Below are 26632 nucleotides of genomic sequence, written 5' to 3'. Positions count from 1 at the left end.
CACTTTCTTTTGTCTAAAGCAACAAAAGTCCGTCTGGATTCCCTTCGGTCAAAAGGTAACCAAAGAAAAATGCTTTTTTGTGGATCAAGGGCCCGCAAGTGCGGAGCCGACGCGGGCACGCGCCACACGGGACATCCTTGTCCCGGTGGCGCGCGACGCGCATCCATGCGCGTCGCCCTTCGGGTGTTCATTTGCTAACGCGAGTGCGTGACTTCGCAGCGCTGGATGAACTGCGTGGCTTCAAGCTCAAACAGGAGCGGCATGGCTTACCTGTAGGAGCGGCGCGAGCCGCGACCGCGGGGATGCGGCTACGACGAAGGTTGCGAGGTTGTCGCGATGACGCGGTCGCGACTCACGTCGCTCCTACAGGCAGGCCATGAGAGCGTGGCTCGCTCGTGCGGGACAGGCGCCGGACGCATGGATACAACTTCGGATTTGCATCCGAATAAAACGCAATTCAAAAACTCCATGCGGCCGTCAAGCTGATACCGTTGGCACGCAAGGATGCACCCTCACCCACCCCGCTCCCACGGCGGCACCTCGCCGAACGACTCGGCCACGAAATCCACGAACGCCCGCACCCGCGACGGCACGAACCGGCGCTGCGGCATCACCGCGTGGATCGCGGTGTCGGGCAGTTCGTAATCGGGCAACACCTGGATCAGGCGCCCGGCGCGCAGGTCTTCGTGGACGTGCCAGGTCGAGAAGTGGGCGATGCCCAGGCCGGCGAGCGCGGCGTCGCGCAGGACTTCGCCGAAGTTGCTTTCGAGCCGGCCGTTGACCCGCACGGTGCTGGCGTGACCGTCGCGGTCGAGGAAACGCCAATACTCCATCCGCCCCTGTGCGCCGACCAGCAGCAGGCATTCGTGCTCGCTGAGGTCCTGCGGCACGCGCGGTGCGGCGCGCTGGCGCAGGTACTCGGGCGAGGCGGCGAGCACGCGCCGGTTGTGGGCGAGTTTGCGCGCGACCAGGGTCGAGTCGTCGAGTGCGCCGATGCGGATCGCCAGGTCCATGCCCGAGGCGATCAGGTCCAGGCGTTCGTCGTTAAGGTTCACGCTCAGCCGCACCAACGGGTAGCGACGCTGGAATTCGGGTAGCAGCGGCGAGATGTACTGGCGGCCGAACGAGGCCGAGGTGGTGACCCGCAGCAGGCCGGAGGGTTCGCTGCCGGCCTGGCGCAGGTCCGAGGTCAGCGCGTCGAGGTCTTCGATCAGGGCGCGGCCGCGTTCGGCCAGGGCCATGCCCTCGGCGGTGGGGTGCAGTTGCCGGGTGGTCCGGTGCAGCAGGCGCACGCCGAGGTCGCGCTCGAGCCGCTTGAGGCGCTGGCTGGCGACCGCGACCGACAGGTCCAGGCTGCGCGCGGCGGCGCTGATCGAGCCCAGGTCGAGCACGCGCAGGAACAGGTTGAGGTCGTCGACGCGGTCCATGGACTTTCAACGATTCGTTGATAGTGATTCCGCATCTTGGCTGTTTTTCTACAAGATGCAACGGACCAGACTGCCGCATCGTTTCCACGGATGCGCCCGCATGCACGCCTCATCGTCCGCTCCCGCCGCCCGCAAGGGCTTGCCTGTCGCGCTGTACGCGCTGACCGTCGGCGCCTTCGGCATCGGCACCACCGAGTTCGTGATCATGGGCCTGCTGCTGCAGGTCGCCGCCGATCTGCAGGTCGGGCTGGCCGCGGCCGGGCTGCTGATCTCCGGTTACGCGCTGGGCGTGTTCGTCGGCGCGCCGGTGCTGACCATCGCGACCGGGCGCATGCCGCGCAAGGCGGTGCTGGTCGCGCTGATGATCATCTTCACCCTCGGCAACATCGTCTGTGCGATCGCGCCGAACTACACCGTGCTGATGATCGCGCGGGTGATCACTTCGCTCGCGCACGGCACCTTCTTCGGCGTCGGCGCGGTGGTCGCGACCGGGCTGGTGCCGGCCGACAAGAAAGCCTCGGCGATCTCGATCATGTTCACCGGCCTGACCGTGGCGACCTTGCTCGGCGTGCCGGCGGGCGCGTGGCTCGGCTTGCATTACGGCTGGCGTTCGACGTTCTGGGCGGTGTCGGTGATCGGCGTGATCGCGACCATCGTGATCGCCACCTTGGTGCCGAAAGATAAGACGAAGCCTGAGCCGGTCGCGCTGCGCCGCGAGGTCAAGGCGGTGGTGCATCCGCAGGTGCTGCTCGGCCTGGCGATGACGGTGCTCGGCTTCGCCGGTGTGTTCACCGTGTACACCTTCATCCAGCCGATTTTGACCCGCATCAGCGGTTTCACCGAGGCGGCGGTGTCGCCGATCCTGCTGGTGTTCGGGGTCGGCATGATCCTGGGCAACATCGTCGGCGGTCGATTGGCCGACAAACGTTTGACGCCGGCCTTGATCGGCACCTTGATCGCGCTGGCGGCGGTGCTGGGCGTGATGACGTTCGCCTTGCACAACCCGATCGCCGCGATCGCCTTCGTCGGCCTGCTCGGCGTGGCCGCGTTCGCGACCGTGCCGCCCTTGCAGCTATGGGTGCTGCAGAAGACCGATCCGGCCGGGCAGAACCTCGCGTCGAGTTTGAATATCGGCGCGTTCAACTTGGGCAATGCGCTGGGCGCGTGGCTCGGCGGCGCGGTGATCGAACACGGGCCCGGACTGGGCGCGGTGACCTGGGTGGCGGCGTTGGTGACGCTGTCGGGTTTGGTGCTGGCGGTGTGGGCGGCGCGGTTGGATCGGCCGGGGCGGTTGGCGACGCATGGCGGCGCGGTTGCGTCGGATGCTGACGACGCCGCTACAGCACCGGCGTGTGCGGCCGGTTGAGTCGTTGAGTCGACGACTCTCGCTGACGACCGTCCCCTACACAGATATCTGCATTCAACGGGCACCGGCACGCATGCACGCCTTCGCTTTTGCTCGTCATCCCCGCGAAGGCGGGGATCCAGGGCTTCATCGCGACATGACTCTGAAGTCTCTGGATCCCCGCCTTCGCGGGGATGACGGTCTTGGAGTACGCGATGCTGCCGTGTCAGCACAAAGCGACTTGTCACTGCGCAGTAACAAACCCAGGCAACCCCACCAACCGCTCGCGCAAGAACTCCAAAAACACCCGCGTCCGCAACGGCAGATACCGCCGCGCCGGATACAGCAGATACACCTCATGCGCCGACGCCCGCCATTGCGGCAACACCCAGCTCAGTTCGCCGCTGTCGATCAGGTCTTGCACCAACCAGGCCGGCGCCAGGCCCACGCCCGCGCCGATCAGGAAACTCTCGCGTATCCCCAGCGAGTTGTTGATCCGATAGCGACCGTTCGCCTGCAAGCGCTGCACTTCGCCCTCCGGCCCTTGCAACTCGACACTCTCGCTGGCCCAGGCGAAGCGCAGGTAGTTGTGGCTCAGCACGTCCTGCGGGGTTTCGATCGGCGGATGCGCGCGCAGGTACGCGTGCGAGGCCACCAGCCCGCGCGGCGACAGCGCGATCCGGCGCGCGACCGCGTTCGGCGGCAGGTTCGCGCCGAGCCGCAGCGCCGCGTCCATGCCTTCTTCGACCAGATCGACATAGCGATCGTTGAGGATCAGCTCGATCTCGATCTGCGGATATGTCGTCAGGAATTCCTGCATCAACCGATTGAGTCGCAACACACCAATGCTGACCGGCGCACTCACACGCAACAGTCCGGCCGGGGTCTCGGTCAGGCCGCGCGCATCGGCGACGGCTTCGCCGTATTCCTCCAGCACCCGCCGCGCGCGTTCGTAGAAACGCCGGCCTTGCTCGGTCGGCGCGAGGTGAGTGGTGCTGCGTTGAAGCAAGCGCACGCCCAGTTCCTGTTCGAGCGCGGCGACGGTCTTGCTGACGGTCGGCTGGGTGGTCTGCAGTTCGCGCGCCACCGCCGACAGGCTGCCGAGTTCGACCGCGCGCACGAAGGTGCGCATGCCGCGAAGGGTGTCCATGGGTCTCCCGCGATCCCATTCCGAAATGGAATGACGCCTATGCAATCTTGCCTGCTACCTAGCGATATCGGAAGAACGCATCGTGGCTGCGTCGAATCCCCGACGCTTCCCGGTTTCCGCCCATGAACGCTTCCGCCTTGCTCAAACCCCTAGCCGCCGCCGCGCTCGCCATGGCCCTGTCGGCACCCGCCTCGGCGGCCGACACGCACTGGGTCGGCACTTGGAGCGCCAGCCCCCAAGCCACCTGGGGCACCGATTTCGTGCTGCCCACCGCCACCCCGCCCCATCTGCGCGACCAGACCCTGCGCCAGGTCGCGCGGGTCAGCGTCGGCGGCGGAACGGTGCGCATCGCCTTGTCGAATGCCTACGGCGCGCAGCCGGTGACGATCGGCGCGGCGCGGATCGCGCTCAGCACCGGCGGATCGCGCATCGACCCGGCCAGCGATCGCGTGCTGAGCTTCGGCGGCCAGCCCGGCGTCACCCTGCCGCCGGGCGCGCCGGTGCTCAGCGATCCGGTCGACCTGGACGTCGCCGCGCTCGGCGAAGTCGCGGTCAGCCTGTACCTGCCGCGCGACACCGCGGTGCAGACCTTTCATTGGGAAGGCCGTCAGGACGCGTATCTGGTCGCCGGCGATCGCACCGCCGACGCGCAGCTCGCGCACGCCGACACCTTGCAGACGCGGCCGTTCCTCAGCGGCGTGTACGTCGAATCCGCGCGGCCGACGCGCAGCGTGGTGATCCTCGGCGATTCGATCACCGACGGCGCCGCGTCCACGCCGAACCGTTATCAACGCTGGCCCGATTTTCTTGCCGAGCGTCTGGCCAAGCGCGATATCGCCGTGCTCAACGCCGGCATTTCCGGCGGACAGGTGTTGAACGACGGCATGGGCGTGAGCGCGCTGGCGCGGTTCGAACGCGACGTGCTGAGCCTGAAACCCGACACCGTGTTCGTGCTGCTGGGCATCAACGATATCGCTTGGCCCGGCAGCAGTTTCGAACCCAGGCGTGAAGCGATGAGCGCGCCGCGCCTGATCGCCGGTTACCGCCAGTTGATCGCGCGCGCGCACGTGCACGGCGTGCGCATCGTCGGCGCGACCCTGACCCCGTTCGAAGGCGCGCTGCCGGATGCGCCGATCCGTGATTACTACAACACCGACAAGGACCAGGTGCGCCAGGCCGTCAACACCTGGATCCGCGACAGCGGCGAGTTCGACGCGGTGGTCGACTTCGACGCGATCACCCGTGATCCGGCGCACCCGCAACGCTTCCTGCCGGCGTACGACTCCGGCGACCGCCTGCACCCGGGCGATGCGGGTTATCGCGCGATGGCCGCGGCGGTCGACGAGGACGTGCTGTTCGGCCCGCGCTGATTTCAGATGCACCGCATCGACTCGCCCGGATGCAACCGCCTTCGCACCATCGTTCGCCAAGTTTTCGCACAATCCGGCCTCGCCACCACGATGCCGGCCTCACCTCCCCAAGCACTCTGGAGTTCGCAATGAAAGCCGTAGCCCTCACCCATTACCTGCCGATCGACGACCCGCAATCGCTGCTCGATGTCGACCTGCCCGCGCCGGTCGCCAGTGGCCACGATCTGCTCGTGCGGGTGGAAGCGATCTCGGTCAACCCGGTCGACACCAAGGTGCGTTCGCCCAAGCCGCAGGTCGAAGCGCAGCCGCGCGTGCTCGGCTACGACGCCGCCGGCGTGGTCGAAGCGGTCGGCGAAAACGTCACCCGCTTCAAAGTCGGCGACCGCGTCTATTACGCCGGCGACATCACCCGTCCGGGCAGCAACAGCGAACTGCATCTGGTCGACGAACGCATCGTCGGCGCCGCGCCGGCCTCGCTGAGCGCGGCGCAGGCCGCGGCGTTGCCGCTGACCGCGATCACCGCGTGGGAGCTGCTGTTCCAGCGCATGCCGTTCGATTCCGAACACGGCGGACAGGGCAAGTCACTGCTGATCCTCGCCGGCGCCGGCGGCGTGGGTTCGATCGCGATCCAGCTCGCCAAGCGCGCGGGTTTCAGCGTGATCGCCACCGCTTCGCGCGGCGAAAGCATCGACTGGAGCAAGCAGATGGGCGCCGATCACGTGATCGACCACCGTCAGCCGCTGGCACCGCAGCTCAAGGCGCTGGGTTTCGAACACGTCGACGCCGCGTTGAACCTGGCCGATACCGATCGCTACTGGGAGGTGCTGGGCGAAGTGCTCGCGCCGCAGGGCCATGTCGGCCTGATCGTGGAGCCGTCGGGCGCGCTCAAGATCGGCGATCCGTACAAGGCAAAGTGCATCGGCATCCACTGGGAAATGATGTTCTCCCGTCCGCGCTTCCAGACCGCCGACATGATCGAACAAGGGCGCATCCTCGATCGCGTCGCTCAGTTGATCGATGCCGGCGAACTCAAGGGCACGCACAGCGCGACCATCGGCACGATCAACGCGGCGAACCTGCGCGAAACCCATCGCCGGCTGGAGTCGGGCAGCACGATCGGCAAGCTGGTGTTGGCGGGCTGGTGATGCGGCGCGCGGCTACGGTCGCATCGGGTTCGATGCGACCGTCGCTTCGCAGGCGCGAACACACGCGGATATGCGAAGGGCGCTGCAGCGATGCAGCGCCCTTCGTTTACTCGCGAATCAAGTCGCGCATTACAAACCCGAACCGCCGCACCCCTTGAGCAGATAGGTTTCGATCAAGCGCAACTGATCGCCCATGATCCCGCGGGTCCACGCCGGGCCGTGCGCATAGTCGGCGATCGGGTGGTATTCGACCGGTTGCCCGGACGCCTTGGCCTTGTCGGCGAACCACTCCGCCTGTTCGATAGGCTCGGCGCCCGCACAAATCGTCCCCCGAATCGGCCGGACGATCGACCAGTCGGCCGGCCGGTCAAAAAGAAGGGCGGTCGACCCCGGAGCGTTCATCGCATCCGTCGTCGCCGCCCTCCTCGTCCTGCTTCACGCCGCGATCCGCGGCGCGTCCTGCCTTACCCGGCCTTGGCCTCCTGCCGGGCCTGCTCGTAGCCGTTGAACACCACCGACGCCGAAGCCCGACCCTGGGTCAGAGAACGCAGCGCGGTCGCGTAACCCGACAGAGCGGCCAACGGCGCGCGCGCGCTCACGTCGGAGCGGCTGCCCTTGTCCTCGATGCCGAGCACCCGGCCCGAGCGACGTTGCAGATCGCCGACCACATCGCCGACGTTGCCGGCGGGGGTGTCGATGACCAGCGCCATCACCGGTTCGAGCAAGGTCGTGCCGCTCACCGCCAACGCCGCCTTCAAGGCTTCGCTCGCGGCGCGCTGGAACGCCAGTTCGCTGGAGTCGACCGCGTGGGTCTCGCCGTCGGTGAGGCTGACGGTGAGGCCGACCAGCGGATAACCGCGCGGGCCTTCGCTCAACGCCGCGCGCAGGCCCTTCTCCGTCGCATTGACGAAGTTCTTGGGCACCACGCCGCCGCTGCTGCGATCGACGAACTCGAACTGGCCGTCCTCGCGCGGCGCGACATCGATCGTCACCCACGCGAACTGGCCTTGTCCGCCGTTGCGCTTGACCACCTTGCCCTCGATGCCGGCAACCGCGGCGCTCGGGGTTTCCTGATAGGCCACGCGCGGCGAACCGGTGCGCACGTCCACGCCCCAGCCTACGCGCAGGCGCTCGACCATGACGTCCAGATGCAGCTCGCCCATGCCCCAGACCAGGGTTTCGCCGGTTTCCGGATCGGTGCCGACCCGGAACGACGGATCCTCCTGGGCCAGGCTGGCCAAGCCCTGGCCCAGACGGATCAGGTCGCTGGCCTTGGCCGCGGTCAGACGCCACGACAACACCGCCGGCTGCGCCTGGATCGTGTCGAGCGCGAGCTTGCGTTCGACGCCGCTGAGGGTTTCGCCGCTGACCGCGTCCTTCCATCCCTGGATCGCGACGATCTCGCCGGCATACGCCACCTCGACATCGCGGCCGTGATCGGCCTGCACCACCACCAGTCGACCGACCCGCTGCGCGCGCTCGCGACGCGAGGCCCACACCGTATCGCCGACCCGCAGCGTGCCCGAGTACAAACGCACGAACGACAGCGCACCGTGTTCCTGATGCACGATCTTGAACACCAGACCGCCCAACGGGCCCGAGGCATCCGGCGCCAGCGCGACTTCGCCGTCCTCGCTTTGCGCCGTCACCCACGGACGATCCAGCGGCGACGGCAGGTAGTCGACGATGGCGTCGAGCAGGGTTTCCACGCCCTTGTTCTTGAACGCGGAGCCGCCCAGCACCGGCGTACCGGCGCCCTTCAAGGTGCCGCGACGCAGCGCCGCCTTGAGCAGTTCGGCGTCGACCGCGCGCGCTTCCAGGAAGGCCTGCGCGAGTTCGTCGTCGTGATCGGCGACGGCCTCGATCAGGCGCTCGCGAAGCGGTTCGTGTTCGCGCGTTTCCTCGTCGTTCCAGGGACGCCGGGCGATGCCGCCCGCCTCGTCCCACAGCACGAGTTCGCGCGCGACCAGGTCGACCCAACCGCGCAGTTCGCTTTCCGCGCCCAGCGGCCGGCCGATCGCCCACGGCGTCGCATCGAGCTTGTCGCGCATCTGCGCGAGGGTCTGCTCGAACGACGCGCCGACGCGGTCCATCTTGTTGACGAACGCGATCAGCGGCACGCCGTGCCGGCGCGCCTGGCGCCACACGCTTTCCGATTGCGGCTGCACGCCGTCGACCGCGCTGAACACAGCGACCGCGCCGTCGAGCACGCGCAGCGAACGCTCGACTTCGATCGCGAAGTCGATGTGGCCGGGGGTGTCGATGATGGTCAACCGGTGTTCGGCCTGGCCGTGCGGGGTCCAGTGCGTCTGCACCGCGGCCGCGCCGATGGTGATGCCGCGGCGTTGTTCGATCGGATCGAAGTCGGTGGTGGCGGCGCCGTCGTGGACTTCGCCGACGCGATGGATCGCGCCGGTTTTCCACAGCAGCCGTTCGGTCAGCGTGGTCTTACCGGCGTCGACGTGGGCGATGATGCCGAGGTTGCGCCAGCGCGAGCTGTCGAGGTTGAGAGTGCGGAGCGTGGTGTTCGTGGTGTTCATGACTAAGCCTTGATGCCAACACAGGAGGCCGCGCGCCCCTGTTGGCTGCAAGGCGCGCGGCTAGGTTTGGGTTTCGGCCGTGGAATTCATGGCACGTTCTCCTTGGTTTTCAGGGGTTTCGGTGGATGGAATGGTGCTTGCTTGGCGGTTCGCCCGAATCGTATCTACGAATCGTCTTTGACAAATTCTGGGCAATAAAAAAGCACCCTTGCGGGTGCTTGTTCCGGTGTGGCTTCGCGCGGTCGCTTACATCGACGCGGCGGCGAAAATCACAGGAGGCAGGCGCACCCGGCCCGCGCTCACGCGCTGGGCTTGCAGCGATATCAGTAGCGGGAACTGCTTCATGGGCGCGGTGCGACTGCGGTTTTGGGTGTGCATAGAGTAAGGGCGGCGCGGCGGGAGTCAATGGCCGCGGGGCTTGGGTGGTTGGGATGTATCGTTCCATTGGCTGGATGACCATCGGCTGGATGAAGGTCGGGCGGATGGAGTGTCTTGCTTGAGCCGGCAAGGCGTGCGGCCGATATCGTTGATTCGCACGAAGCCGCGGCTGAAATCGGCGCCCACTTTGGAAAAGGGGGCGAGCGCCCGGGGTGGTTCGATGCTGGGTGGCGATTGGTGCGCGGGGGATTCGCTTTTGGGTGGTTGGCGGTGCGATGGAGAGAAAGCAAAAGCGAAGGCGCAACCACTGCGATTGCCGAAGACAAATGGTTCTCAGCGGATCACGGAGCCGACAATTTCTTCGCACGAAGCCGCGGCTGAAATCGGCGCCCACTTTGGAAAAGGGGGCGAGCGCCCGGCGTGATTCGATGCTGGGTGGCGATCGATGCGCGGGGGATTCGCTTTTAGCCGCTCGGCGGTGCGATGGAGAGAAAGCAAAAGCGAATCCCCCCTGCCCCCCTTTTCCAAAGGGGGGAACAGCAACGGCAAAGGCCACAGCAAGGCGAATTCGATTTTGAAGAAACACTCGCGTCGAGAAACACTCGCGCCGAGAAAGACACGGGCTCCGGAAAGATCACGGAGCCGTCCTAGCAGCCAGGCTGAATTACCTTCAGCCAAAAACCCTCACGCCGCCTTGCCGTCCTCGCGCTTGCGCTTGAGCACCGCCACCGCTTCCGCCCACGGATTACCGCCGCGGCGCTTGCTGGTCGCCAGCACCAGATCAGAGGGTTCGAACACGTTGAGGTTGTGGGTGATCGGCGTGGTCAGGATGTACTGCGCATCGGTGGCGCGCAGGAAGCGACCGACCTTCTCGATATTGAACACGTCCAGGTGCGCGAACGGTTCGTCGATGAAGACGAAGCCGCCCGGCTGGTCTTCGTCGCGCAGCAAGGCCACCAGCAACAGCAGCGACTTCATCACCTGCTGGCCGCCCGAGGCCTCGCCATCGTCCAGGCCGATCCAGCCCTTGCGGTCGAAATCGAAGCGCACCGACAGCCCGGCCTGGGCCAAGGTCACGTCGTCGTTGGCGAGTTCCGGCATGTCGGCATCGACGCCGATGCCGGCCAGTTCGCCGAGCGCGGCGAGGTTCTTCTTGTAACGGCGCACGGTCGCGCGCAGCACGTTGATGTAGGCGCCACGCGCTTCTTCGGTGAGCCGCTTGGCGCGGTCCAGATGCGCTTCGCGACGGCCGATCGAACTTTCCAGTTCGTCGTGATCGGCGCCGATCTTGTCGCGCAACGGCACGCAGGATTCGTCGGAAACGAAACCGCCGCGCTCAAGCCGATCGTCCATGCGCTCGATCTCGCGGCGCACCGCCGAGGTGCTTTCGTACTCGGCGCGCGCGGCCGCGAGCGCGGCCGGACTGCGCCAGGCATCGGGCATCAGCGCGCGCTTGCGACGGTAATCGAGGATGCGCTGAATCAGGCTCTGGCGTTCGCCGTTGATCTGCTGCCCGCGTTCGCGCAACTCGCGCGCGAGCGCGTCGATCTGGCCCTGGCGCTTGGCCGCGGCGATGCCTTCGGCCTTGTCCTGCTCGGCGGCTTCGTCGATCTTGGCGCGCGCCTGCGCCAACGCGGCCGCGGCTTCGCCAGCCGCCTCGGCCAGTTCGGGCAGACGCGCCTGCGCGTCGGCGAATTCGTTGGCGCGGGTGACCAGTTCCTGCGCCGCGTCCAAACCCATCAAGCGCGATTGATCGGCGTCGACGCGCTGGCTCAGCTCGTGCAGCTCGGCCTCGCGCGACTGCGCGCGCTGGGTGATCGTCGCCAGCTCCGCGCGCAATTCGGCCAGATGCGATTGTCGCGCGCCACTGCCGAAATGATGCTGGTTGCCGCCGATATGGCGACCACCGCGACTCTCGCGCAGATAGCCCTTCTGGGTGATCCAGTCCTGCCCGGCCGGCAGGCGCGCGCCGTGTTCGATGTCGGTGACGCGACGGATGCGATCGAGCTGACGCGGCAGCCACGCCGGCGGATCGGCCGAGAAACGCACCACTTCCAGCAAGGAACCGGCGCTGGCCTTGGGCACCGGCGCGCGTTCGGCGACGATGAAGTGACGGTACTGCTGGCTCTCGCCGAGCTTCCACGCGACCCGTGCGTCCTTGGGATTTTCCAGCACCAGCAGATGCCGGTACGGCGCCAACACCGCTTCGACCGCGACCGACCACTGCGGATCGGCGATCTCGACCAGTTCGGTCAGCACCTGATGCTTGATCCCGGCCTGTTCGAGCCCGGCGCGGAAATCGCGTTCGAACGGCTCGACGATGCGGCCGCCGCCACTGAGCGCGGCAGTCTGCGCGGAAATCTCGCCGCTGCGCTTGCGGTCGCGCTCGGCTTCCAGTTTCAACTCGGCCTGGCGGCGGCGGCCGCTTTCGACGCTGGCGCTGAGCGCCTCGACGTCGATCGCGCCGCGCTGAGCCTGCAGGCGCGCCAGCTCGTCGCGACGCTTGACCAGCATTTCGGCATCGCGCGCGGCGTCGCGCGCCTGAGTGAAGGCCTGCTCGCTCGCGGTGACGTGACGGCGCGCTTCGCGCATCGCTTCCTGCAGCACGTCGCGGCCGGTCGCAGCGATCGCGTCGTCGGCGCGCATCTCCTCGAGGATCCGCTCGCGTTCGCGCAGCGCGCGGCGCAGCCCGGTCAGACGCGGCTTGGCGCCTTCGATCGCCACGCGCTGATCGGCCAGTTCGACCTTCGGCGCGATTTCGCTTTCCAGACGATGGCGCTGATTGCGCAGCGCATTGCCTTCCTCGAACGAACGCACGTCGGCCTTGGCCGATTCCAGGCGCAGATGCAGACCGGCGAGATCCTGGCCGAGCTGCTGCAATTCCTTTTCGACATCGAACTGCTCGGTGCGCGCGCGTTGGTAATCGTCGAGCACCGCCTTGTCTTCGAACACGTCGAAGATCAGTTGCAGCAGATCGCGCGGCGAGTACTGGCAGAGCTTGTCGGTCGCGCCCTGCTCAAGGGTGAGTACGCGGCAGATCGCGCGGGTCAGACCGGCGCCGGCCAGGCGCACGCGGTAATCGCGCACGCCGAGCCAATCGCCGCCCTGTTCGAGCGTTTCCACCGGCGTGTCGCCGGCGACGATCTGATAATCGCGGCTCCAGTCGCCACCGCGCTTGCGGATGCGGCAGGCCAGGGTGACCACATCGTCCTTGATCGGGAAGAACGGCCGGCCGCCGCGCTTGTCCGGACGATTGCTGACCACCGCGCGCAACCACGCGTACGGTTTGCCGTTGTGGCGCAGATAGGTCTTGTAGTCGCGCGCGGTGTCGCGGTCTTCGATCGCCAGCAAGGTGCGCAGCGCGTCGAGCAAGGTGGTCTTGCCCGAACCATTGGGACCGACCACGGTGACGATGGACGCGTCCAGCGGCAACTGGAAACGCTGCCAGTAATCCCAGTGAACGACTTCGAGGGAGCGGAACTCAAACATCGGCCGCGGCCTCCTGGTTTTGCTTGGGTGTGGTGTCCGGATTTGCTGCGCTGTCGTCAGCGTCGTCGCTTACCGCGATTGCTTCGGCATCGTCGTTTGCCGTGGTTCCAACTTCGTCGTTGGCGACCGCATCGCCCTGCAACGGCGGCAACGGATCCATTGCATCGCCTTCGCCATCATCGAACACCGCGCCGATTCCCGATTCCCCATTCCCGATTCCCGCTTGGGCATACGTATCCAGATCGGAATAAATCCCCGCCTCGATATCGGCCAGCAACGCCGCATCGGCCTGCGCCTCGGCTTCGGTCTCGCCTTCGAGTTCGGGATTGTCGGCGCTGTAATGGCGCGCCTCGGCGACCACGAACGACAGCGCGCCGTCCATCACCCGGCCGGCGATGCGTTCGTAATCCAGGGCGAGGTCGAGCAACGGGCCTTCATGGATGCGTTCCTTGCGCCGCACGATGAACCCCTGCCGCGCCAGCGAACCCAGGTTGAACTGGATGCGGGTCTTGCCGCCGAGTTTCTCGGCGAAATCGGCGAGCAAGGTGCGCTCGTTGATCGGCTCGACCACTTCGGCGCCGACCGGCACCGGCTTGAGTTCGGCGAACATCTGCTCCTGGTCCTGATCGCGATCGGCCTGCTGGCGCGCGATCTGGCGCTGGCGCTTGGGCAGCACCAGCAGCGCCCACAGCACCACCAGCAGCGCGATCGCATCGCGGTCGAGTTGCAGGTTGGTCGACGACCAGGCCTTGGCGCTGCCGAACACCGCCGATTCCTGCGGGCGGGCAATACCGACGGCGATGTTGGCGGCGTAAGGATGTTCGAGCAGGCGCATGCCGGCCGCGGCGAGACGGCGGTCGAGGTCGTTGCGCAGTTCGGCGTCGGTCAGCAGATCGCGGACCGCGACGTCGTCGCGCGGCAACCAGCGTTCGGCCAGCAGGCGCGCGATCAGGGAAGCGATGGGGTCGTTCATCAGGTGTCCGCGGTGTCCTTGCTCGCTTTGACGCGCTTGCCGGCGGGTGCGGCAGCGGGCGTGTCGGCGCTCTTCTTCTTGGGTTTGCGTTTGGGTGCCGCGGCCGTCGCGGGCGCGGCGTCGGGCGCGCTCGCGTCCTCGACATCCTCGACATCCTCGCGCGCTTCGGCGCGCCTGCGCGGCTGCTTGCCGTGCAAGGTGATGTAATCGGGCGCTTCCAGGCGGCCGCGGCTCATATAGGCCACGCCGGCGCGATCGATGGTTTCGAATTCGGTGTCGACGCGCCACGCCAATGGCAGCCGCGCCATCGACGCGCTCACGCCGTTGCGGTTCTCCGCGCCGGGATCGCCGATCAGCCCGAGCAAGGACAAGCGATACGCGCTGAGCGCGAAACTGTCCTGCGGCACCACCGCGCTCAATTGCGCCGGTGCATCCGCGGACGCGGCGGCGACATCGGCCAACGCGGTCAACTGATCGAGCCAATTCTCGGCGAACTGGAAATCGGTGGCCGCGGCCGGCGAAGCCTCGGTGTCGGGCGCGGCCTGCGCGGGCGGCAGCGACTGGTCTTCGTGCGCTTCGCGCTCGCGTTCGACCAGTTCGTACTCGGCCACGTCGAGCGCGATCGGCGACAGCATGAACGCCGGGATCGCCGAACGCGCGAGCACGTCGTCGGCCAGGGCGGCCAGCGCCTTCGCATCGAGTCCGCGCAGATAACGATTGACGTCCGACGACGACAGGCCGCTCGCGCCCAGATGCACGCGATGGCGATCGAGCTGGCTGAGCGCGCGCTGGAACACCGAGGCCTGGCGCAGCATCGCGCTCTGCGCGCGGCCGATCTGCTGGGCGACGCGGTGGGTGTGGCTGTCGAGTTCCAGGTCCGAGGAAATCTCCTCGACGATCTGGGTGCCCTTCTCGATCCAGCGCCAGGCCTGCTGCAAAGTGCCGGCGGCGCGCAGGATGCGGTGCTCCGAACCGCTGAGCACGGCCTGATCGAAGTCCTCGCGCAATTCGTTGAGCCGCGACAGCAGATGCTGCAGATCGTCCGGACGCACTCTGCCGACCGCCTGGCCGGCGGCGATCTGCGCGGTCACGTAGGCCAGTTCGTCGCCCTCGCGATTGAACTGCAGCAGCAGGCCGATCGCCGACAAGGCTTGACGACCGACCGGGCTGATCCGGTAACGCTGGGTCTGCCCGTCCCACAGCAGCAGATCGTTTTCGCGCAGGCGCCCGATCACGGTGTCGAACTTGACCGGATCGAGGTAGCCGAAGTGTTCGCGCAGTTCCTGCGGGGTCCAGTCCGGGGCCTGGCCGCGTTCGCCGATCGCGCGCAGCACCAGCAGCCGCACCATCACCGACTCTTCGCCGCCATGGAACAAGGTGGAGAACGCGCGCAGCAGATCGCGCGCGCCCAGCAGGGGCTGCAGGTCGGGCAGGTCGGCGGCGACGATGTCGGCGCGCAGGTAATCCTGGAGGCTGTTTTCGGGGGCGGCGTCCATGGAGGCGGGGCTACGGGGGTCGGGCATGTTCGGCGATGCGCCGCGTCCGTGACAACCGTTGCATTCGGGCGCGTTCGGTGCCTGTCTTCGCCCGGCCTTGACCGGGGACCGCGACGGCCCGGCCCGCCGCTCAGCCCACAGCGCGCCCCAAGCGTCGATTCCGCTTGAATTGGCGCGCTATTCGCGGCATCGTGCCCAATCCATACGCCAGCGTATTCAGCCAGCATGACCACGGCCGCCCGCAGCACCGCTTCGCACCCGCTCTACCCGCATCTGTTCGCGCCGCTGGACCTGGGGTTCTGCACCCTGCCCAACCGCGTGCTGATGGGTTCGATGCACACCGGGCTGGAGGACAAGGCCGCCGATTTCCCCAAACTGGCGGCCTACTTCGGCGAGCGCGCGGCCGGCGGGGTCGGCCTGATCGTCACCGGCGGTTTCGCGCCGAACATCGTCGGCTGGCTCAAGCCGTTCGGCGGCAAGCTCAGCTGGCCGTGGGAAACCGGCAAGCACAAGCAGGTCACCGCCGCGGTCCATGCGCGCGGCGGACGCATCTGCATGCAGATCCTGCACGCCGGCCGCTACGGCTATCACCCGCTGCAGGTCGCGCCGAGCAAGCTCAAGGCGCCGATCAATCCGTTCACTCCGCGCGCGCTGTCGGCCGGCGGGGTCGAACGCCAGATCAAGGCCTTCGTCAATTCGGCGCGGCTGGCGCGCGAGGCCGGTTACGACGGCGTCGAGGTGATGGGTTCGGAAGGCTATCTGCTCAACGAATTCACCGCGCCGCGCAGCAACAAGCGCAACGACGCCTGGGGCGGCGACGCGGTCAAGCGCTTTCGTTTCAGCGTCGAAATCGTCCGCCGCATCCGCGAAGCCTGCGGCCCGGATTTCATCATCATCTATCGCCTGTCGATGATCGATCTGGTCGACGAAGGCTCCAGCTGGAGCGAAGTCGTCGCCCAGGCCAAGGCGATCGAAGCGGCCGGCGCGACCCTCATCAACACCGGCATCGGCTGGCACGAGGCGCGCGTGCCGACCATCGCCACCTCGGTGCCGCGCGGCGCGTTCACCGGCATCACCGCGCGGCTCAAACCTGAGGTGCGGATTCCGCTGGTCACCACCAACCGCATCAACATGCCCGACGTGGCCGAACGCATCCTCGCCGCGGGCGAAGCCGACATGGTGTCGATGGCGCGGCCGTTGCTGGCCGACCCGGCCTGGGTCGACAAGGCCCAGCGGCAGCGCGCGGCCGACATCAATACGTGTATCGGCTGCAATCAGGCCTGCCTGGACCATGTGTTCGAGAACAAGCACGCCAGCTGCCTGGTCAACCCGCGCGCCTGCGCCGAGACCGAACTCAATTACCTGCCGACCAAGACGCCCAAGCGCGTGGCGGTGGTCGGCGCCGGGCCGGCCGGACTGGCCTGCGCGACGGTCGCGGCCGAGCGCGGCCACCGCGTGACCTTGTTCGATGCCGCCGGCGAAATCGGCGGCCAGTTCAATCTGGCCAAGCGCATTCCGGGCAAGGAGGAATTCTTCGAAACGCTGCGCTATTTCGCCGGGCGGATCGAGCAGACCGGGGTCGAGTTGCGTCTAAACACAAGCGCGGATGCGGCGATGCTGGCCGACTTCGACGAGGTGGTGCTCGCGACCGGGATCAAGCCGCGCGAGGTCGCGTTCCCGGGTTCGGATCATCCGAAGGTCGTGTCCTATCTGGACGTGCTCAAGGGCCGGGTGGTCGCGGGCAAGCGCGTGGCGATCGTCGGCGCGGGCGGCATCGGTTTCGACGTGGCCGAGTTCCTGGTGCATGACGGCCCGCATTCGATCGACGCGCCGCGGCATCCCGATCCGGCGCGTTGGCGCGCCGAATGGGGCGTGGACCTGGGCTATGGCGACAACCGCGGCGGCCTGGTCGCGCCGCGGCCCGAACCGCCCGCGCGCGAGGTCTGGCTGCTGCAGCGCAGCCCCGGCAAACCCGGCGCGAAACTCGGCAAGACCACTGGTTGGATCCACCGCGCCACGCTCAAGGCGAAGCAGGTGCGGATGATCGGCGGGGTCGAATATATAGGTGTCGACGACGAGGGCTTCCACGTTCGCGTCGACGGCAGCGATCAGGTGCTGCCGGTCGATCAGATCGTGATCTGCGCCGGGCAGGAACCGTTCAAGCCGCTGGCCGCTGCGTTGGCCGAGCGCGGTACATCGGTGCATGTGATCGGCGGCGCCGACGTCGCCGCGGAGCTTGATGCCAAGCGCGCGATTGCGCAGGCGAGTCGGCTCGCAGCGTCGCTGTGAAGCGCGACGCGGGATTCGAGATTGGGGATTCGAGATTCGGTAAAAGCGGTCGAACCGCTGTGGCCGTTGCGAATCCCGAATCCCAACTCCCGAATCCCTAAATGTAGGAGCGGCGCGAGCCGCGACCACGACATCGAGTGACCGGCGAAACCTCCCTTCGCCGGCCGGATTACGGCCCGATCCGCTCAAACCCCCATTCAGACTTGCCGAACCAGCCGCAAATCCCACCCCGAGCCGAGTCCACCCCGCCTCGGAGACGCCAAATCGCGCAGTCGCAGATCCGGCTCACAGAGGCTTGAGACAAGCCCGGCACGCTTCCTGCCGGCACAAAGCCCTGTAGAACCAACGACCTACCACCTGTTCAGAATAAAAACTCCAACTAAATTAGAAACTTGGAAATAGACGTTCAGGTTTTGTTTGGCTAGCCGTCGCTACCGTTCGCCAACTTTTCCGCCGCCCCCTGCAGAGGCCGGCACCCACCATCGCTCCGGGCGCCCATTCGCCCCCGGCCCGATGACGGGGCAAAAGCGCGCCGCTAGAGCCGCTGCCCTCCCCAGTACGCCATGTCAGCTCACCGCTGTCCCGCTTTCCCGTTCGGGAGATCGAAGACCCAGTGCGGCCGACGCAACGGAGCAAGGAGTCATATGAAACTGGCTTGGATCCTGTGGTTGGCATCCGTATTGCCGCCGCAAACCGCCGATTCGCTGTGTTTGAGCACCACCGTGTACCTGGAAGCCCGCGACCAGTCCCTGCGCGGCCAGCAAGCCGTCGCCGAGGTCGCCCTGCGCCGCCGCGACAGCGGCCTGTGGGGCGATACCGTCTGCTCGGTGGTCACCGCCAACAAGCAGTTCGCCCCGACCCTGGTGTCGCCGGGCACGCGTCTGAGCAACAGCGAAGCGTGGACCGAATCGGTCAACGTCGCGCTGGCCGCCGAACGCAACTGGGCGTTGCCCGCGGGCAAGCGCAAGGAAATCGTGCCGGGCGCGAGCCACTTCGCCGCCCACGCGATCGCCAGCCCGTCGTGGCGCAACGCGTATCAGGTCGCGACCATCGGCGATCACACCTTCTATAAGGTGCAGAAGCTCAAGTCGCGCCGAGGCTGATGAAAGCCGGGATTCGGGAATAGGGATTCGGGATTCGCAAAAGCGCGACGCCCCCGCTTTTACGAATCCCAAATCACGAATCTCCAATCCCTGCTCTAACCAAGATCGTCGATAATCGCCTGCCCGATTCCTTCATCGAAGAGGCAAGGCATGAAGCTCTACAGCAAGCCCGGCGCGTGTTCGACCGCCGACCATATCGCGTTGCAGTGGACCGGCGGCGCGTTCGAAGTCGAAGTGCTGGACAAGGACACGATGAAGGCCCCGGCCTACCTCGCGATCAATCCGGCCGGCGCGGTGCCGGCGGTGGTCGACGGCGATTTCGTGCTGACCCAGAACAGCGCGATCCTGGGCTACATCGCGGACAAATTTCCGCAAGCGCATCTGACCGGCGACGGCAGCGCGCAACAGCACGCCGAAGCCTCGCGCTGGCTCGCATTCGTCAATTCCGATCTGCATCCGGCGTTCAAGCCGATCTTCGGACCCGGCGCATTCCATCCCGATCCCGCTCAAGCCGACACCGTGCGCCAGCACGCGCGCGAACGTGTGCGCGCGATGTACGCCAGCGCCGACCAGCGCCTGGCCGATCGCGAATGGCTCGCGGGTTTCCGCAGCTACGCCGATCCGTATCTCTACATCACCCTGCGCTGGGCCGACTCGGTCGGCGTCGACATGTCGGGCTACGAGCATCTGGCCGCGTTCAAGCGCCGCATGGAAGCCGATCCCGGCGTGCAGGCGGCATTGAAGGCCGAAGGCCTGCAGTAAGCGCGGCCGCATCGTCATCGCATCGGGTACACGCCCGATGCGATGCCAAGGCTTCGCATGAGCTGCACACGCCGCATCATCCAGCATCAGTCGCAGTGGCCGCGCAAACAACGCAACCCCCAGATCAAAGCGAAACCCGCAACAGCCCCTGTAGGAGCTGCGTAAGCTGCGACCGCGCAAACTAACCTACTGCGCCAGCTTCATCACCGAACCGAAGCCGCAAGACGCGACCCACACCCTCAGGTCCCGGCAGAAAACCTCGCCTCGATCTCCGCGGCAATATCATCCTTGCGCGCCTTCGCCAACGCCGCGCTCAACTCCGGCAACACCTCGCCGAGTTCCTCGCTGTTCGAGCAGCGTTCGATCTTGAGCTGCAGAAAATACCCGCGCAGCCCCAGATGCTCGCGCACGGTTTCGCTCATCAGCGTATACAGCGTCTGATACCGCTGCGGGCTATCCACCGGCGCGCCGGTCGGCAGCGCGAACGCAACACCCGGGGTCGGCGCATGCGCGCTCGCCGTGGCCGCGACCGCCGCCGAGGAGGCGATCAGCCCCAGGCTTTCGAGTTGCTCCAGCGCATCGGCCGGGCCATGCAGGCTGGCGATCAGATCGCGCAGATGGCGCACGCTGCGCTCGCCGTCGACGATCAGCAGGATCGAACGCAAGACCGGCGGCAATTTGCGCGAGCGGTGCTGGATCTCATCGCGGCCGTCGTTCGTTTTGACCGGCAGATCGCTGTCGCGCATGGCTATCCCTCGTAGTGAATCCGATCGCACTGCGAACGTCGCGGACCGCAGGCATCGGCTGCGTTGACTGCAGACTTCGCTACGCTCGCGCGCTCGGCCAGCACCGTCGTGCTCCCGGCTGGCAGCGGATCATGGCATGTGACTCCATGACGTTTCTGTGTCGTATTCGACGTTAGTCGTAAACGGAAATACGTCAACCTGCAAAGGTCGGATGCACGAAAAAGGCCAGGCGATCGCCTGGCCTTTTTGCCTTGCGTCCTACGTTTTACCGCCGGGCCGCATCGTCATGCCGACGCGGCCCGGCGACACGCGGTCAGCGCTGCTCGATCGGCACGTAGGCGCGATCTTCCGGCCCGGTGTAGTTCGCGCTCGGGCGGATGATCTTGCCGTCCTCGCGCTGCTCGATCACGTGCGCGCTCCAGCCGGTGGTGCGCGCGATCACGAACAGCGGGGTGAACATCGGGGTCGGAATGCCCATCATGTGATAGGCCGACGCCGAGTACCAATCCAGGTTCGGGAACATCTTCTTGCTGTCCCACATCAAGGTCTCGATGCGTTCGCTGACGTCGAACAGGACCTGGTTGCCGCCGTCCTTGCACAGCGCGCGCGAGATCTCCTTGATGATCGGATTGCGCGGATCGCCGGTGGTGTAGACCGGATGGCCGAAGCCGATCACGATTTCCTTGCGCTCCACGCGCGCGCGGATGTCGGCCTCGGCCTCATCGGCGCTGTTGTAGCGCGAGATGATGTCCATCGCGACTTCGTTGGCGCCGCCGTGCTTGGGGCCGCGCAGCGCGCCGATCGCGCCGGTGATGCACGAATGCAGGTCCGAACCGGTACCGGCGATGACGCGCGCGGTGAACGTGCTCGCGTTGAACTCGTGCTCGGCGTACAGGATCAGCGACTTGTCCAGCGAATCGGCCAGCAGCTGGCTCGGCGGTTCGCCGTGCAGCAGGTGCAGGAAGTGCGCGGCGACCGAGTCGTCGTCGGTTTCGCAATCGATGCGGCGGCCGTTGCGGGTGAAGTGCCACCAGTACAGCAGCATCGAACCGAAGCTGGCGATCAGGCGGTCGGCGATATCGCGCGCCTCGCTGGCCGGGTGACCTTCGCGCTCGGGCAGCACGGTACCGAGCACCGAGCAGCCGGTGCGCAGCACGTCCATCGGATGGGCGTTGGCCGGCACCAGCTCCAGCGCGTCGGTGACGATCGCCGGCAGGCCGCGCAGGCGCTTGAGCTTGGTCTTGTAGGCCTTGAGCTGCGAGGCGGTCGGCAGCACGCCGTGGACCAGCAGGTGCGAGACTTCCTCGAAGGTCGACTTGGTCGCCAGATCGTGGATGTCGTAGCCGCGGTAATGCAGATCGTTGCCGCTGCGGCCGACGGTGCACAGCGCGGTATTGCCCGCGGCGGTGCCGCTCAGCGCGACGGATTTCTTGGGCTTGGGCAGAGTCTGTTGCGTGTCGCTCATGGTCCTTCCTCTAGATAGATTGTCTTCTATTCCTTATTCCCTCTCCCATTGATGGGAGAGGGCAAGGGTGAGGGCACGCGAATTCCGGCTTGCGTCGCTCGCGTGAAGTTTCGCGCCCTCACACCCCAAGGGTGCTTCCTTCGGGGCGTCCGGCCCTTCGGGCCACCTTCTCCCGCTGCGCAGGAGAAGGAAAAATCAGATCAACCGCTCTTCTTGGCGAACAACGCGTCCAATTTTCCTTCGAACGCGTGATACCCAATGCGGTCGTAAAGCTCCTCGCGCGTCTGCATCGTGTCGACCACGTTCTTCTGATGCCCGTCGCGACGGATCGACTGATACACGTTCTCGGCCGCCTTGTTCATCGCGCGGAACGCCGACAGCGGGAACAGCTGGATCGCCACGCCGGCCGAGGCCAGTTCGTCGCGGGTGAACAACGGGGTCTGGCCGAATTCGGTGATGTTGGCCAGCACCGGCACCTTGACCGCATCGACGAAGCGGCGATAGGTCGGCAGGTCGTAGGCGGCCTCGGCGAAGATGCCGTCGGCGCCGGCTTCGACGCAGGCGATGGCGCGTTCGATCGCGGCGTCCACGCCGTCGACCGCGATCGCGTCGGTGCGCGCGATCAGGAAGAAGTCCGGATCGGTCTTGGCGTCGGCCGCGGCCTTGACCCGATCGGCCATTTCGCCGGCGGTGACGATTTCCTTGCCGGGACGATGACCGCAACGCTTGGCGCCGACCTGGTCCTCGATGTGGCAGGCGGCCGCGCCGGCCTTGATCAGCGACTTGACCGTGCGCTCGATGTTGAACGCGCTCGGGCCGAAGCCGGTGTCGATGTCGACCAGCAACGGCAGGTCGCACACGTCGCTGATGCGGCGCACGTCGACCAGCACGTCCTCGAGCGTGTTGATGCCCAGGTCCGGCAGGCCCAGCGAACCCGCGGCGACGCCGCCGCCGGACAGGTAGATGGCGCGGTAACCGGCGCGCTTGGCCAGCAGCGCGTGGTTGGCGTTGATCGCGCCGATGACCTGCAGCGGCGATTCTTCGGCGAGCGCGGCGCGGAACTTCGCGCCGGCGGAGTGGTGGCTCATCTTCAAGCTCCGGGTGCCCGGTCGGGGGCGATCCAGATATTTTAACCCGCGGCGCGCACCGGCCGATGACGTCGCGGGCGGCTGAACGCGACCGGCTGGGAAGCGAACAGCGACCGGGTCGGCGAAACGGTCGGCGAAACCATTGGCGACCGGCCGGCGACTCGGCCGATCAGGCACAACACCGAGGTTGCAGCCGCGAACCATCGGGTGGAGTATCGAGCGCCTGCGAGCAGACCCATGGCGGGCGAATGGCAATGCGTGCCCTGCCCCGCGCCGCCGCATCGCGGCGACGCCGTCGCGCGCGGACGCTGACACCATGCGCCATCGCATGCGCGACTTGCCGCGCTTCAACCGATGGTGCGAACAATATTGCCGTCCTGATCGCGGATATGGGTTTGCTTGACCACGACCTGCAAGGCCGGAAAGCCTTCGATCTCGTAGCTGCCGGCCTGCGCGCGCAGGCGCGAGACCAGGCTGCGCAAGGCCGGCTCGTTGAGCCGCAGATGCAGCGAGTCCTCGACCGCTTCCGCGCCGCAGCGCTGCGCGGGCTCGAACACGATGCGCTGGTCCTTGCCGATGAACTGGAAGTCCACGCCGAAGCGCAGCCGCAACGGCAGCAGCGCGAGCAGTTCGCCGACCTGATTGGCGCCGAGGGTGATCTGCGTGGTCGGCGTGCGCAACAAGCGCTTGTGCTGCTCCCAGCCGAGCTGATCGGTGAACAGCATGCCGGTCGAGGAACCCTCGCGCGCCGATCCCTCCGCCAGCCGCGCCGCCACGTCTTCGTCCGCAAGCAGCGAGCCACGCTCGATGTCGGTGACCCACAATGGCAGGTAGTCCTGGAAGACCTCCAGCACCTTCAAGGTCGACCAGCGCTTGAGCGCGAATTCCTCTTCGTTGGTCAGGCCGACGACCTGCAGGAAATCCACGCGCCCGTTGAGCGTGTCGATCGGCGGCAATTCCGGATCTTCGATGAAGGCGACCGCGCGGATCGCACTGTCGGTGTCGGCGGCGATCGGACCGTTGGCGTTGAGGTAGTGCCCGGACTCGAACGCGTTGCCGGTCTTGAACACGTAACGCGCGAGGTTCTGCAGGAAGTTGAGCACCCAGGTAGGCGGATCTTCGCTGTCTTCCGGATCGGCCAGGCGGAAGGTCAGTTCGAAACCGTAACCGCTGCGTTCGGGGTCGTCGGACTCCTTCGCATACAGCTCGCTGAAACCATAGGTGATGAAATGCCAGTGCGGCACCGGGGCGATGCGCTTGTAGGCGCTGATGCCCGGCAAGGGATCGTTGCCGCCGAGCATGAAACCGATCACGGTGCCGTAATGCTTGGGCTCCTGGCGCGAATAGATCCGGTTCAGCGCGCGATCGATCGCGCTCCAGCCCGGTGCTTCGTCGTCTTGTGTGTCGTGTTGCATCGCGTGTTCGCCTGCCGTTTCACCGCGGGCCGGGCCCGCATGCCGTGGGCGATGCTAACGCGATCACGGGAAAATTTCGTCAATGCGCACATTCGGTGATCCGGCGTGAGTCAAGCGTCGGCGCGGGTCAGCCGCCCGCGTCGGCGCCGCGATCGAGCGCGCGGCGGACTTCGTCCAGCGCGGCCGGATCGTCAAGCGTGGACAGATCGCCCGGGTCGCGGTCTTCGGCCAGGGCCTGGATCGAGCGACGTAGCAACTTGCCCGAGCGGGTCTTGGGCAACGCGTTGACCACATACACCCGCGCCGGCCGCGCCAGCGCGCCGAGTTGCTGCACCACGCATTGCTGCATCGCCGCGGCGGCCAGCGCCGGGTTCTGCTCGCCGCTGGGCTTGAGCGTGGCGAACACCACCGGCACCTGGCCCTTGAGTTCGTCGTGCACGCCGATCACCGCCGCTTCGGCCACGCCGCTGTAGCTGGCGACCGATTCCTCGATCTCGCGCGTGCCCAGGCGATGGCCGGCGACGTTGATCACGTCGTCGGTGCGGCCGAGGATGAAGGTGTAGCCGTCGTCGTCGCGGATCGCCCAGTCCAGCGAGCTGTACAGCAGTTCCTTGAAATGGCTGAAGTAGCTCGACAGAAAGCGCGCATCGTCGTTCCACACCGTGGTCATGCAGCCCGGCGGCAGCGGCGGCACGATCACCAGCACGCCCTTCTCGTTCGGGCCGGCGTCCAGGCCGGTGGCTTCGTCGATCACCCGCAGGTGATAGCCCGGCGTGGGCAGGCCGGGCGAGCCGAATTTCACCGGTTGCAGGTCCAGGCCCGGCATCAACGACAGCACCGGCCAGCCGGTTTCGGTCTGCCAGTAATTGTCGATGATGGTCTTGCCGATGCCATCGGTGATCCAGTGCGCGGTCGGTTCGTCGAGCGGCTCACCGGCCAGGAACAGCCAATGCAACTGCGACAGATCGTGTTTCTTCAACCACGCGGTGTCCTGCTTCTTCAGCACGCGGATGCCGGTCGGCGAGGAAAACATCGTGCGCACGCCGTATTGCTCGCAGATGCGCCACCAGATGCCGGGGTCGGGATTCGTCGGCAGGCCTTCGTACAGCACCGAGGTCGCGCCGGCGATCAGCGGCCCGTAGACGTTGTAGGAATGACCGACCGCCCAACCCACATCGGAGGTCGAGAACATCACCTGCCCCGCGCGGATGTCGTAGATCGACCACATCGACAGCGCCAGCGCGACCGCGTAGCCGCCGACGTCGCGCTGCACGCCCTTGGGTTTGCCGGTGGTGCCGGAGGTGTACAGCAGGTAGCTGGGCTCGTTGGATTCGAGCCATTCCACCGCGACCTGCTCGCCATCGTGCTGTGCGCGCAGCGTCGTGTAATCGAGATCGCGATCGGCAACGATGTTGAGTGCGGGGTCCAGCCCGCGGCTGACGACCAACACATGCGGCGGCGGCGATTGCGCTTCCTCGCAGGCCGCATCGACCAGCGGCTTGTAGGCGATGACCTTGCCGCCGCGCATGCCGGCATCGGCGCAGATCAACAGCTTGGGCGTGGCGTCGTCGATGCGCAGCGCCAGGTTATGCGCGGCGAACCCGCCGAACACCACTGAATGCACCGCGCCGATGCGCGCGCAGGCGAGCATCGCGAACACCGCCTCGGCCATGTTCGGCATGTAGATCACCACCCGATCGCCGCGGCCCACGTCCAGCGACTTGAGCACGGCGGCGAAGGTGTTCACCTCGCGATGCAGTTCGCGATAGCTCAGCTCGACGGTCTGCGCGGTCTCGCTGGAAATCGCCACCAGCGCGAGCTGATCGCCGCGTTCGTCCAGGTGGCGGTCGATCGCGTTGTAGCACAGGTTGGTTTCGCCGCCGGCGAACCACTTGCGGAACGGCGGCCGGGAGTAATCGAGAATGGTCTGCGGCGGCTTGTGCCAATGGATCGCCCGCGCCTGCTCGGCCCAGAACGCTTCGGGCTGCTCGATCGAACGGCGGTGGAAGGCTTGGTAGGACTCGTCACGCATGCGGCTGCCTCGTGGAACCGGTGGGCTACCGTCGGCAGGCTAGACCAGCCTGTGGCGGGATGCGTTACGACCATGGTCTAGAGGTTGGGGTGTTGGCAAGGTGTGATGGGCCGGGATCGAGGTATTGGGGGTCGGAATTTGGAATTCGGGAGTAAGCAATCTTCGGGGAGCGGAAATCGGCGCCTCCTATGAAAATTGGACGTGAGCGCCTTGCGTCGTAATCGCGGTGGCGCGGTCGCGGCTTGCGCCGCTCCTACAGGGAGGCCATGCCGCTTTTGATCGAGTCTGAAGTCGCGCAGTTCATCCAGCGCTGCGGCGCGGATAACTCGCGAGAACAAAGGGACACCCGTAGGGCGGCGCACATGGATGTGCGCCGTGCGCCACCGGGACAGGATGTCCCGTGTGGCGCATGCCTGCGT

General features: G+C 66.6%; 18 protein-coding genes. 6 read left to right on the top strand and 12 right to left on the bottom strand.

Going from position 1 to position 26632, the window contains the following annotated elements; all coding sequences use genetic code 11:
- Positions 1-512: 512 nt before the first annotated feature.
- Entirely contained in the window at positions 513-1427 is a 915-nt protein-coding gene (locus tag AC3A4T_RS24265; protein WP_487677722.1) for a LysR family transcriptional regulator, read from the bottom strand.
- Positions 1428-1527: 100 nt separating this feature from the next.
- Here AC3A4T_RS24265 and AC3A4T_RS24260 point away from each other — a divergent pair, with 100 nt between their 5' ends.
- Positions 1528-2793, top strand: a complete 1266-nt coding sequence (locus AC3A4T_RS24260) for an MFS transporter (RefSeq protein WP_487677721.1) — start codon at positions 1528-1530, stop codon at positions 2791-2793.
- A gap of 223 nt (positions 2794-3016) precedes the next feature.
- On the opposite strand, the gene AC3A4T_RS24255 is transcribed toward AC3A4T_RS24260, so the two are convergent.
- Positions 3017-3922 (bottom strand): LysR family transcriptional regulator, encoded by a 906-nt coding sequence (locus AC3A4T_RS24255; protein ID WP_487677720.1) that lies wholly within the window; start codon positions 3920-3922, stop codon positions 3017-3019.
- A 122-nt stretch (positions 3923-4044) separates the two neighbouring features.
- On the opposite strand from AC3A4T_RS24255, the gene AC3A4T_RS24250 reads away from it, so the two are divergent.
- A complete protein-coding gene (locus AC3A4T_RS24250) occupies positions 4045-5292 on the top strand; it encodes an SGNH/GDSL hydrolase family protein (protein ID WP_487677719.1) in 1248 nt (415 codons plus the stop codon).
- Between the two features lie 128 nt (positions 5293-5420).
- Positions 5421-6437 (top strand): zinc-binding alcohol dehydrogenase family protein, encoded by a 1017-nt coding sequence (locus AC3A4T_RS24245; RefSeq protein WP_487677718.1) that lies wholly within the window; start codon positions 5421-5423, stop codon positions 6435-6437.
- A 129-nt stretch (positions 6438-6566) separates the two neighbouring features.
- On the opposite strand, the gene AC3A4T_RS24240 is transcribed toward AC3A4T_RS24245, so the two are convergent.
- The 5 genes from AC3A4T_RS24240 to AC3A4T_RS24220 all read right to left on the bottom strand — a co-directional run bounded on the left by AC3A4T_RS24240 (position 6567) and on the right by AC3A4T_RS24220 (position 15313).
- A complete protein-coding gene (locus AC3A4T_RS24240; protein ID WP_487677717.1) occupies positions 6567-6839 on the bottom strand; it encodes a hypothetical protein in 273 nt (90 codons plus the stop codon).
- Positions 6840-6901: 62 nt separating this feature from the next.
- A complete protein-coding gene (gene fusA / locus AC3A4T_RS24235) occupies positions 6902-8977 on the bottom strand; it encodes an elongation factor G (RefSeq protein WP_487677716.1) in 2076 nt (691 codons plus the stop codon).
- Positions 8978-10039: 1062 nt separating this feature from the next.
- Positions 10040-12844 carry an AAA family ATPase gene (locus AC3A4T_RS24230; protein WP_487677715.1) on the bottom strand — a complete coding sequence of 935 codons (2805 nt, stop codon included), beginning with the start codon at positions 12842-12844 and terminating at the stop codon, positions 10040-10042.
- Positions 12837-13817 carry a hypothetical protein gene (locus tag AC3A4T_RS24225; protein ID WP_487677714.1) on the bottom strand — a complete coding sequence of 327 codons (981 nt, stop codon included), beginning with the start codon at positions 13815-13817 and terminating at the stop codon, positions 12837-12839. The genes AC3A4T_RS24230 and AC3A4T_RS24225 overlap by 8 nt, the downstream gene beginning before the upstream one ends.
- Entirely contained in the window at positions 13817-15313 is a 1497-nt protein-coding gene (locus AC3A4T_RS24220) for a hypothetical protein (RefSeq protein WP_487677713.1), read from the bottom strand. Before AC3A4T_RS24220 ends, AC3A4T_RS24225 begins: the two co-directional genes overlap by 1 nt.
- A gap of 225 nt (positions 15314-15538) precedes the next feature.
- On the opposite strand from AC3A4T_RS24220, the gene AC3A4T_RS24215 reads away from it, so the two are divergent.
- The 3 genes from AC3A4T_RS24215 (at position 15539) to AC3A4T_RS24205 (ending at position 19467) form a co-directional block, all read left to right on the top strand.
- Positions 15539-17602: an oxidoreductase gene (locus AC3A4T_RS24215; RefSeq protein ID WP_487677712.1), complete on the top strand. Its 2064-nt coding sequence runs from the start codon at positions 15539-15541 to the stop codon at positions 17600-17602.
- Positions 17603-18246: 644 nt separating this feature from the next.
- Positions 18247-18705: a cell wall hydrolase gene (locus AC3A4T_RS24210; RefSeq protein ID WP_056110821.1), complete on the top strand. Its 459-nt coding sequence runs from the start codon at positions 18247-18249 to the stop codon at positions 18703-18705.
- Between the two features lie 150 nt (positions 18706-18855).
- Positions 18856-19467, top strand: coding sequence for a glutathione S-transferase N-terminal domain-containing protein (locus AC3A4T_RS24205; RefSeq protein WP_487677711.1), 612 nt, complete (start codon positions 18856-18858; stop codon positions 19465-19467).
- A gap of 239 nt (positions 19468-19706) precedes the next feature.
- Here AC3A4T_RS24205 and AC3A4T_RS24200 read toward each other — a convergent pair whose 3' ends face one another.
- The 5 genes from AC3A4T_RS24200 to prpE all read right to left on the bottom strand — a co-directional run bounded on the left by AC3A4T_RS24200 (position 19707) and on the right by prpE (position 26213).
- Positions 19707-20213: a hypothetical protein gene (locus tag AC3A4T_RS24200; RefSeq protein ID WP_487677710.1), complete on the bottom strand. Its 507-nt coding sequence runs from the start codon at positions 20211-20213 to the stop codon at positions 19707-19709.
- 313 nt (positions 20214-20526) lie between these two features.
- A complete protein-coding gene (gene prpC / locus AC3A4T_RS24195; RefSeq protein WP_191823622.1) occupies positions 20527-21678 on the bottom strand; it encodes a bifunctional 2-methylcitrate synthase/citrate synthase in 1152 nt (383 codons plus the stop codon).
- 200 nt (positions 21679-21878) lie between these two features.
- On the bottom strand, positions 21879-22766 hold the full coding sequence (gene prpB / locus AC3A4T_RS24190; protein ID WP_056110813.1) for a methylisocitrate lyase: 888 nt from the start codon (positions 22764-22766) through the stop codon (positions 21879-21881).
- A gap of 347 nt (positions 22767-23113) precedes the next feature.
- A complete protein-coding gene (locus tag AC3A4T_RS24185) occupies positions 23114-24181 on the bottom strand; it encodes a suppressor of fused domain protein (protein ID WP_487677709.1) in 1068 nt (355 codons plus the stop codon).
- A 127-nt stretch (positions 24182-24308) separates the two neighbouring features.
- A complete protein-coding gene (prpE, locus tag AC3A4T_RS24180) occupies positions 24309-26213 on the bottom strand; it encodes a propionate--CoA ligase (protein WP_487677708.1) in 1905 nt (634 codons plus the stop codon).
- Positions 26214-26632 lie beyond the last annotated feature (419 nt).

The sequence above is a fragment of the Lysobacter sp. Soil_N_51 genome (assembly GCF_057655755.1).
Note: the sequence above shows the minus strand (reverse complement) of the source record. Positions and strands in the feature narration are given on the sequence as shown.

Bases quoted from the DNA above. Each gene is read 5' to 3' on its own strand.
- AC3A4T_RS24265 (WP_487677722.1), bottom strand. From the start codon at position 1,427: ATGGACCGCGTCGACGACCTCAACCTGTTCCTGCGCGTGCTCGACCTG.
- AC3A4T_RS24260 (WP_487677721.1), top strand. From the start codon at position 1,528: ATGCACGCCTCATCGTCCGCTCCCGCCGCCCGCAAGGGCTTGCCTGTC.
- AC3A4T_RS24255 (WP_487677720.1), bottom strand. From the start codon at position 3,922: ATGGACACCCTTCGCGGCATGCGCACCTTCGTGCGCGCGGTCGAACTC.
- AC3A4T_RS24250 (WP_487677719.1), top strand. From the start codon at position 4,045: ATGAACGCTTCCGCCTTGCTCAAACCCCTAGCCGCCGCCGCGCTCGCC.
- AC3A4T_RS24245 (WP_487677718.1), top strand. From the start codon at position 5,421: ATGAAAGCCGTAGCCCTCACCCATTACCTGCCGATCGACGACCCGCAA.
- AC3A4T_RS24240 (WP_487677717.1), bottom strand. From the start codon at position 6,839: ATGAACGCTCCGGGGTCGACCGCCCTTCTTTTTGACCGGCCGGCCGAC.
- fusA (WP_487677716.1), bottom strand. From the start codon at position 8,977: ATGAACACCACGAACACCACGCTCCGCACTCTCAACCTCGACAGCTCG.
- AC3A4T_RS24230 (WP_487677715.1), bottom strand. From the start codon at position 12,844: ATGTTTGAGTTCCGCTCCCTCGAAGTCGTTCACTGGGATTACTGGCAG.
- AC3A4T_RS24225 (WP_487677714.1), bottom strand. From the start codon at position 13,817: ATGAACGACCCCATCGCTTCCCTGATCGCGCGCCTGCTGGCCGAACGC.
- AC3A4T_RS24220 (WP_487677713.1), bottom strand. From the start codon at position 15,313: ATGGACGCCGCCCCCGAAAACAGCCTCCAGGATTACCTGCGCGCCGAC.
- AC3A4T_RS24215 (WP_487677712.1), top strand. From the start codon at position 15,539: ATGACCACGGCCGCCCGCAGCACCGCTTCGCACCCGCTCTACCCGCAT.
- AC3A4T_RS24210 (WP_056110821.1), top strand. From the start codon at position 18,247: ATGAAACTGGCTTGGATCCTGTGGTTGGCATCCGTATTGCCGCCGCAA.
- AC3A4T_RS24205 (WP_487677711.1), top strand. From the start codon at position 18,856: ATGAAGCTCTACAGCAAGCCCGGCGCGTGTTCGACCGCCGACCATATC.
- AC3A4T_RS24200 (WP_487677710.1), bottom strand. From the start codon at position 20,213: ATGCGCGACAGCGATCTGCCGGTCAAAACGAACGACGGCCGCGATGAG.
- prpC (WP_191823622.1), bottom strand. From the start codon at position 21,678: ATGAGCGACACGCAACAGACTCTGCCCAAGCCCAAGAAATCCGTCGCG.
- prpB (WP_056110813.1), bottom strand. From the start codon at position 22,766: ATGAGCCACCACTCCGCCGGCGCGAAGTTCCGCGCCGCGCTCGCCGAA.
- AC3A4T_RS24185 (WP_487677709.1), bottom strand. From the start codon at position 24,181: ATGCAACACGACACACAAGACGACGAAGCACCGGGCTGGAGCGCGATC.
- prpE (WP_487677708.1), bottom strand. From the start codon at position 26,213: ATGCGTGACGAGTCCTACCAAGCCTTCCACCGCCGTTCGATCGAGCAG.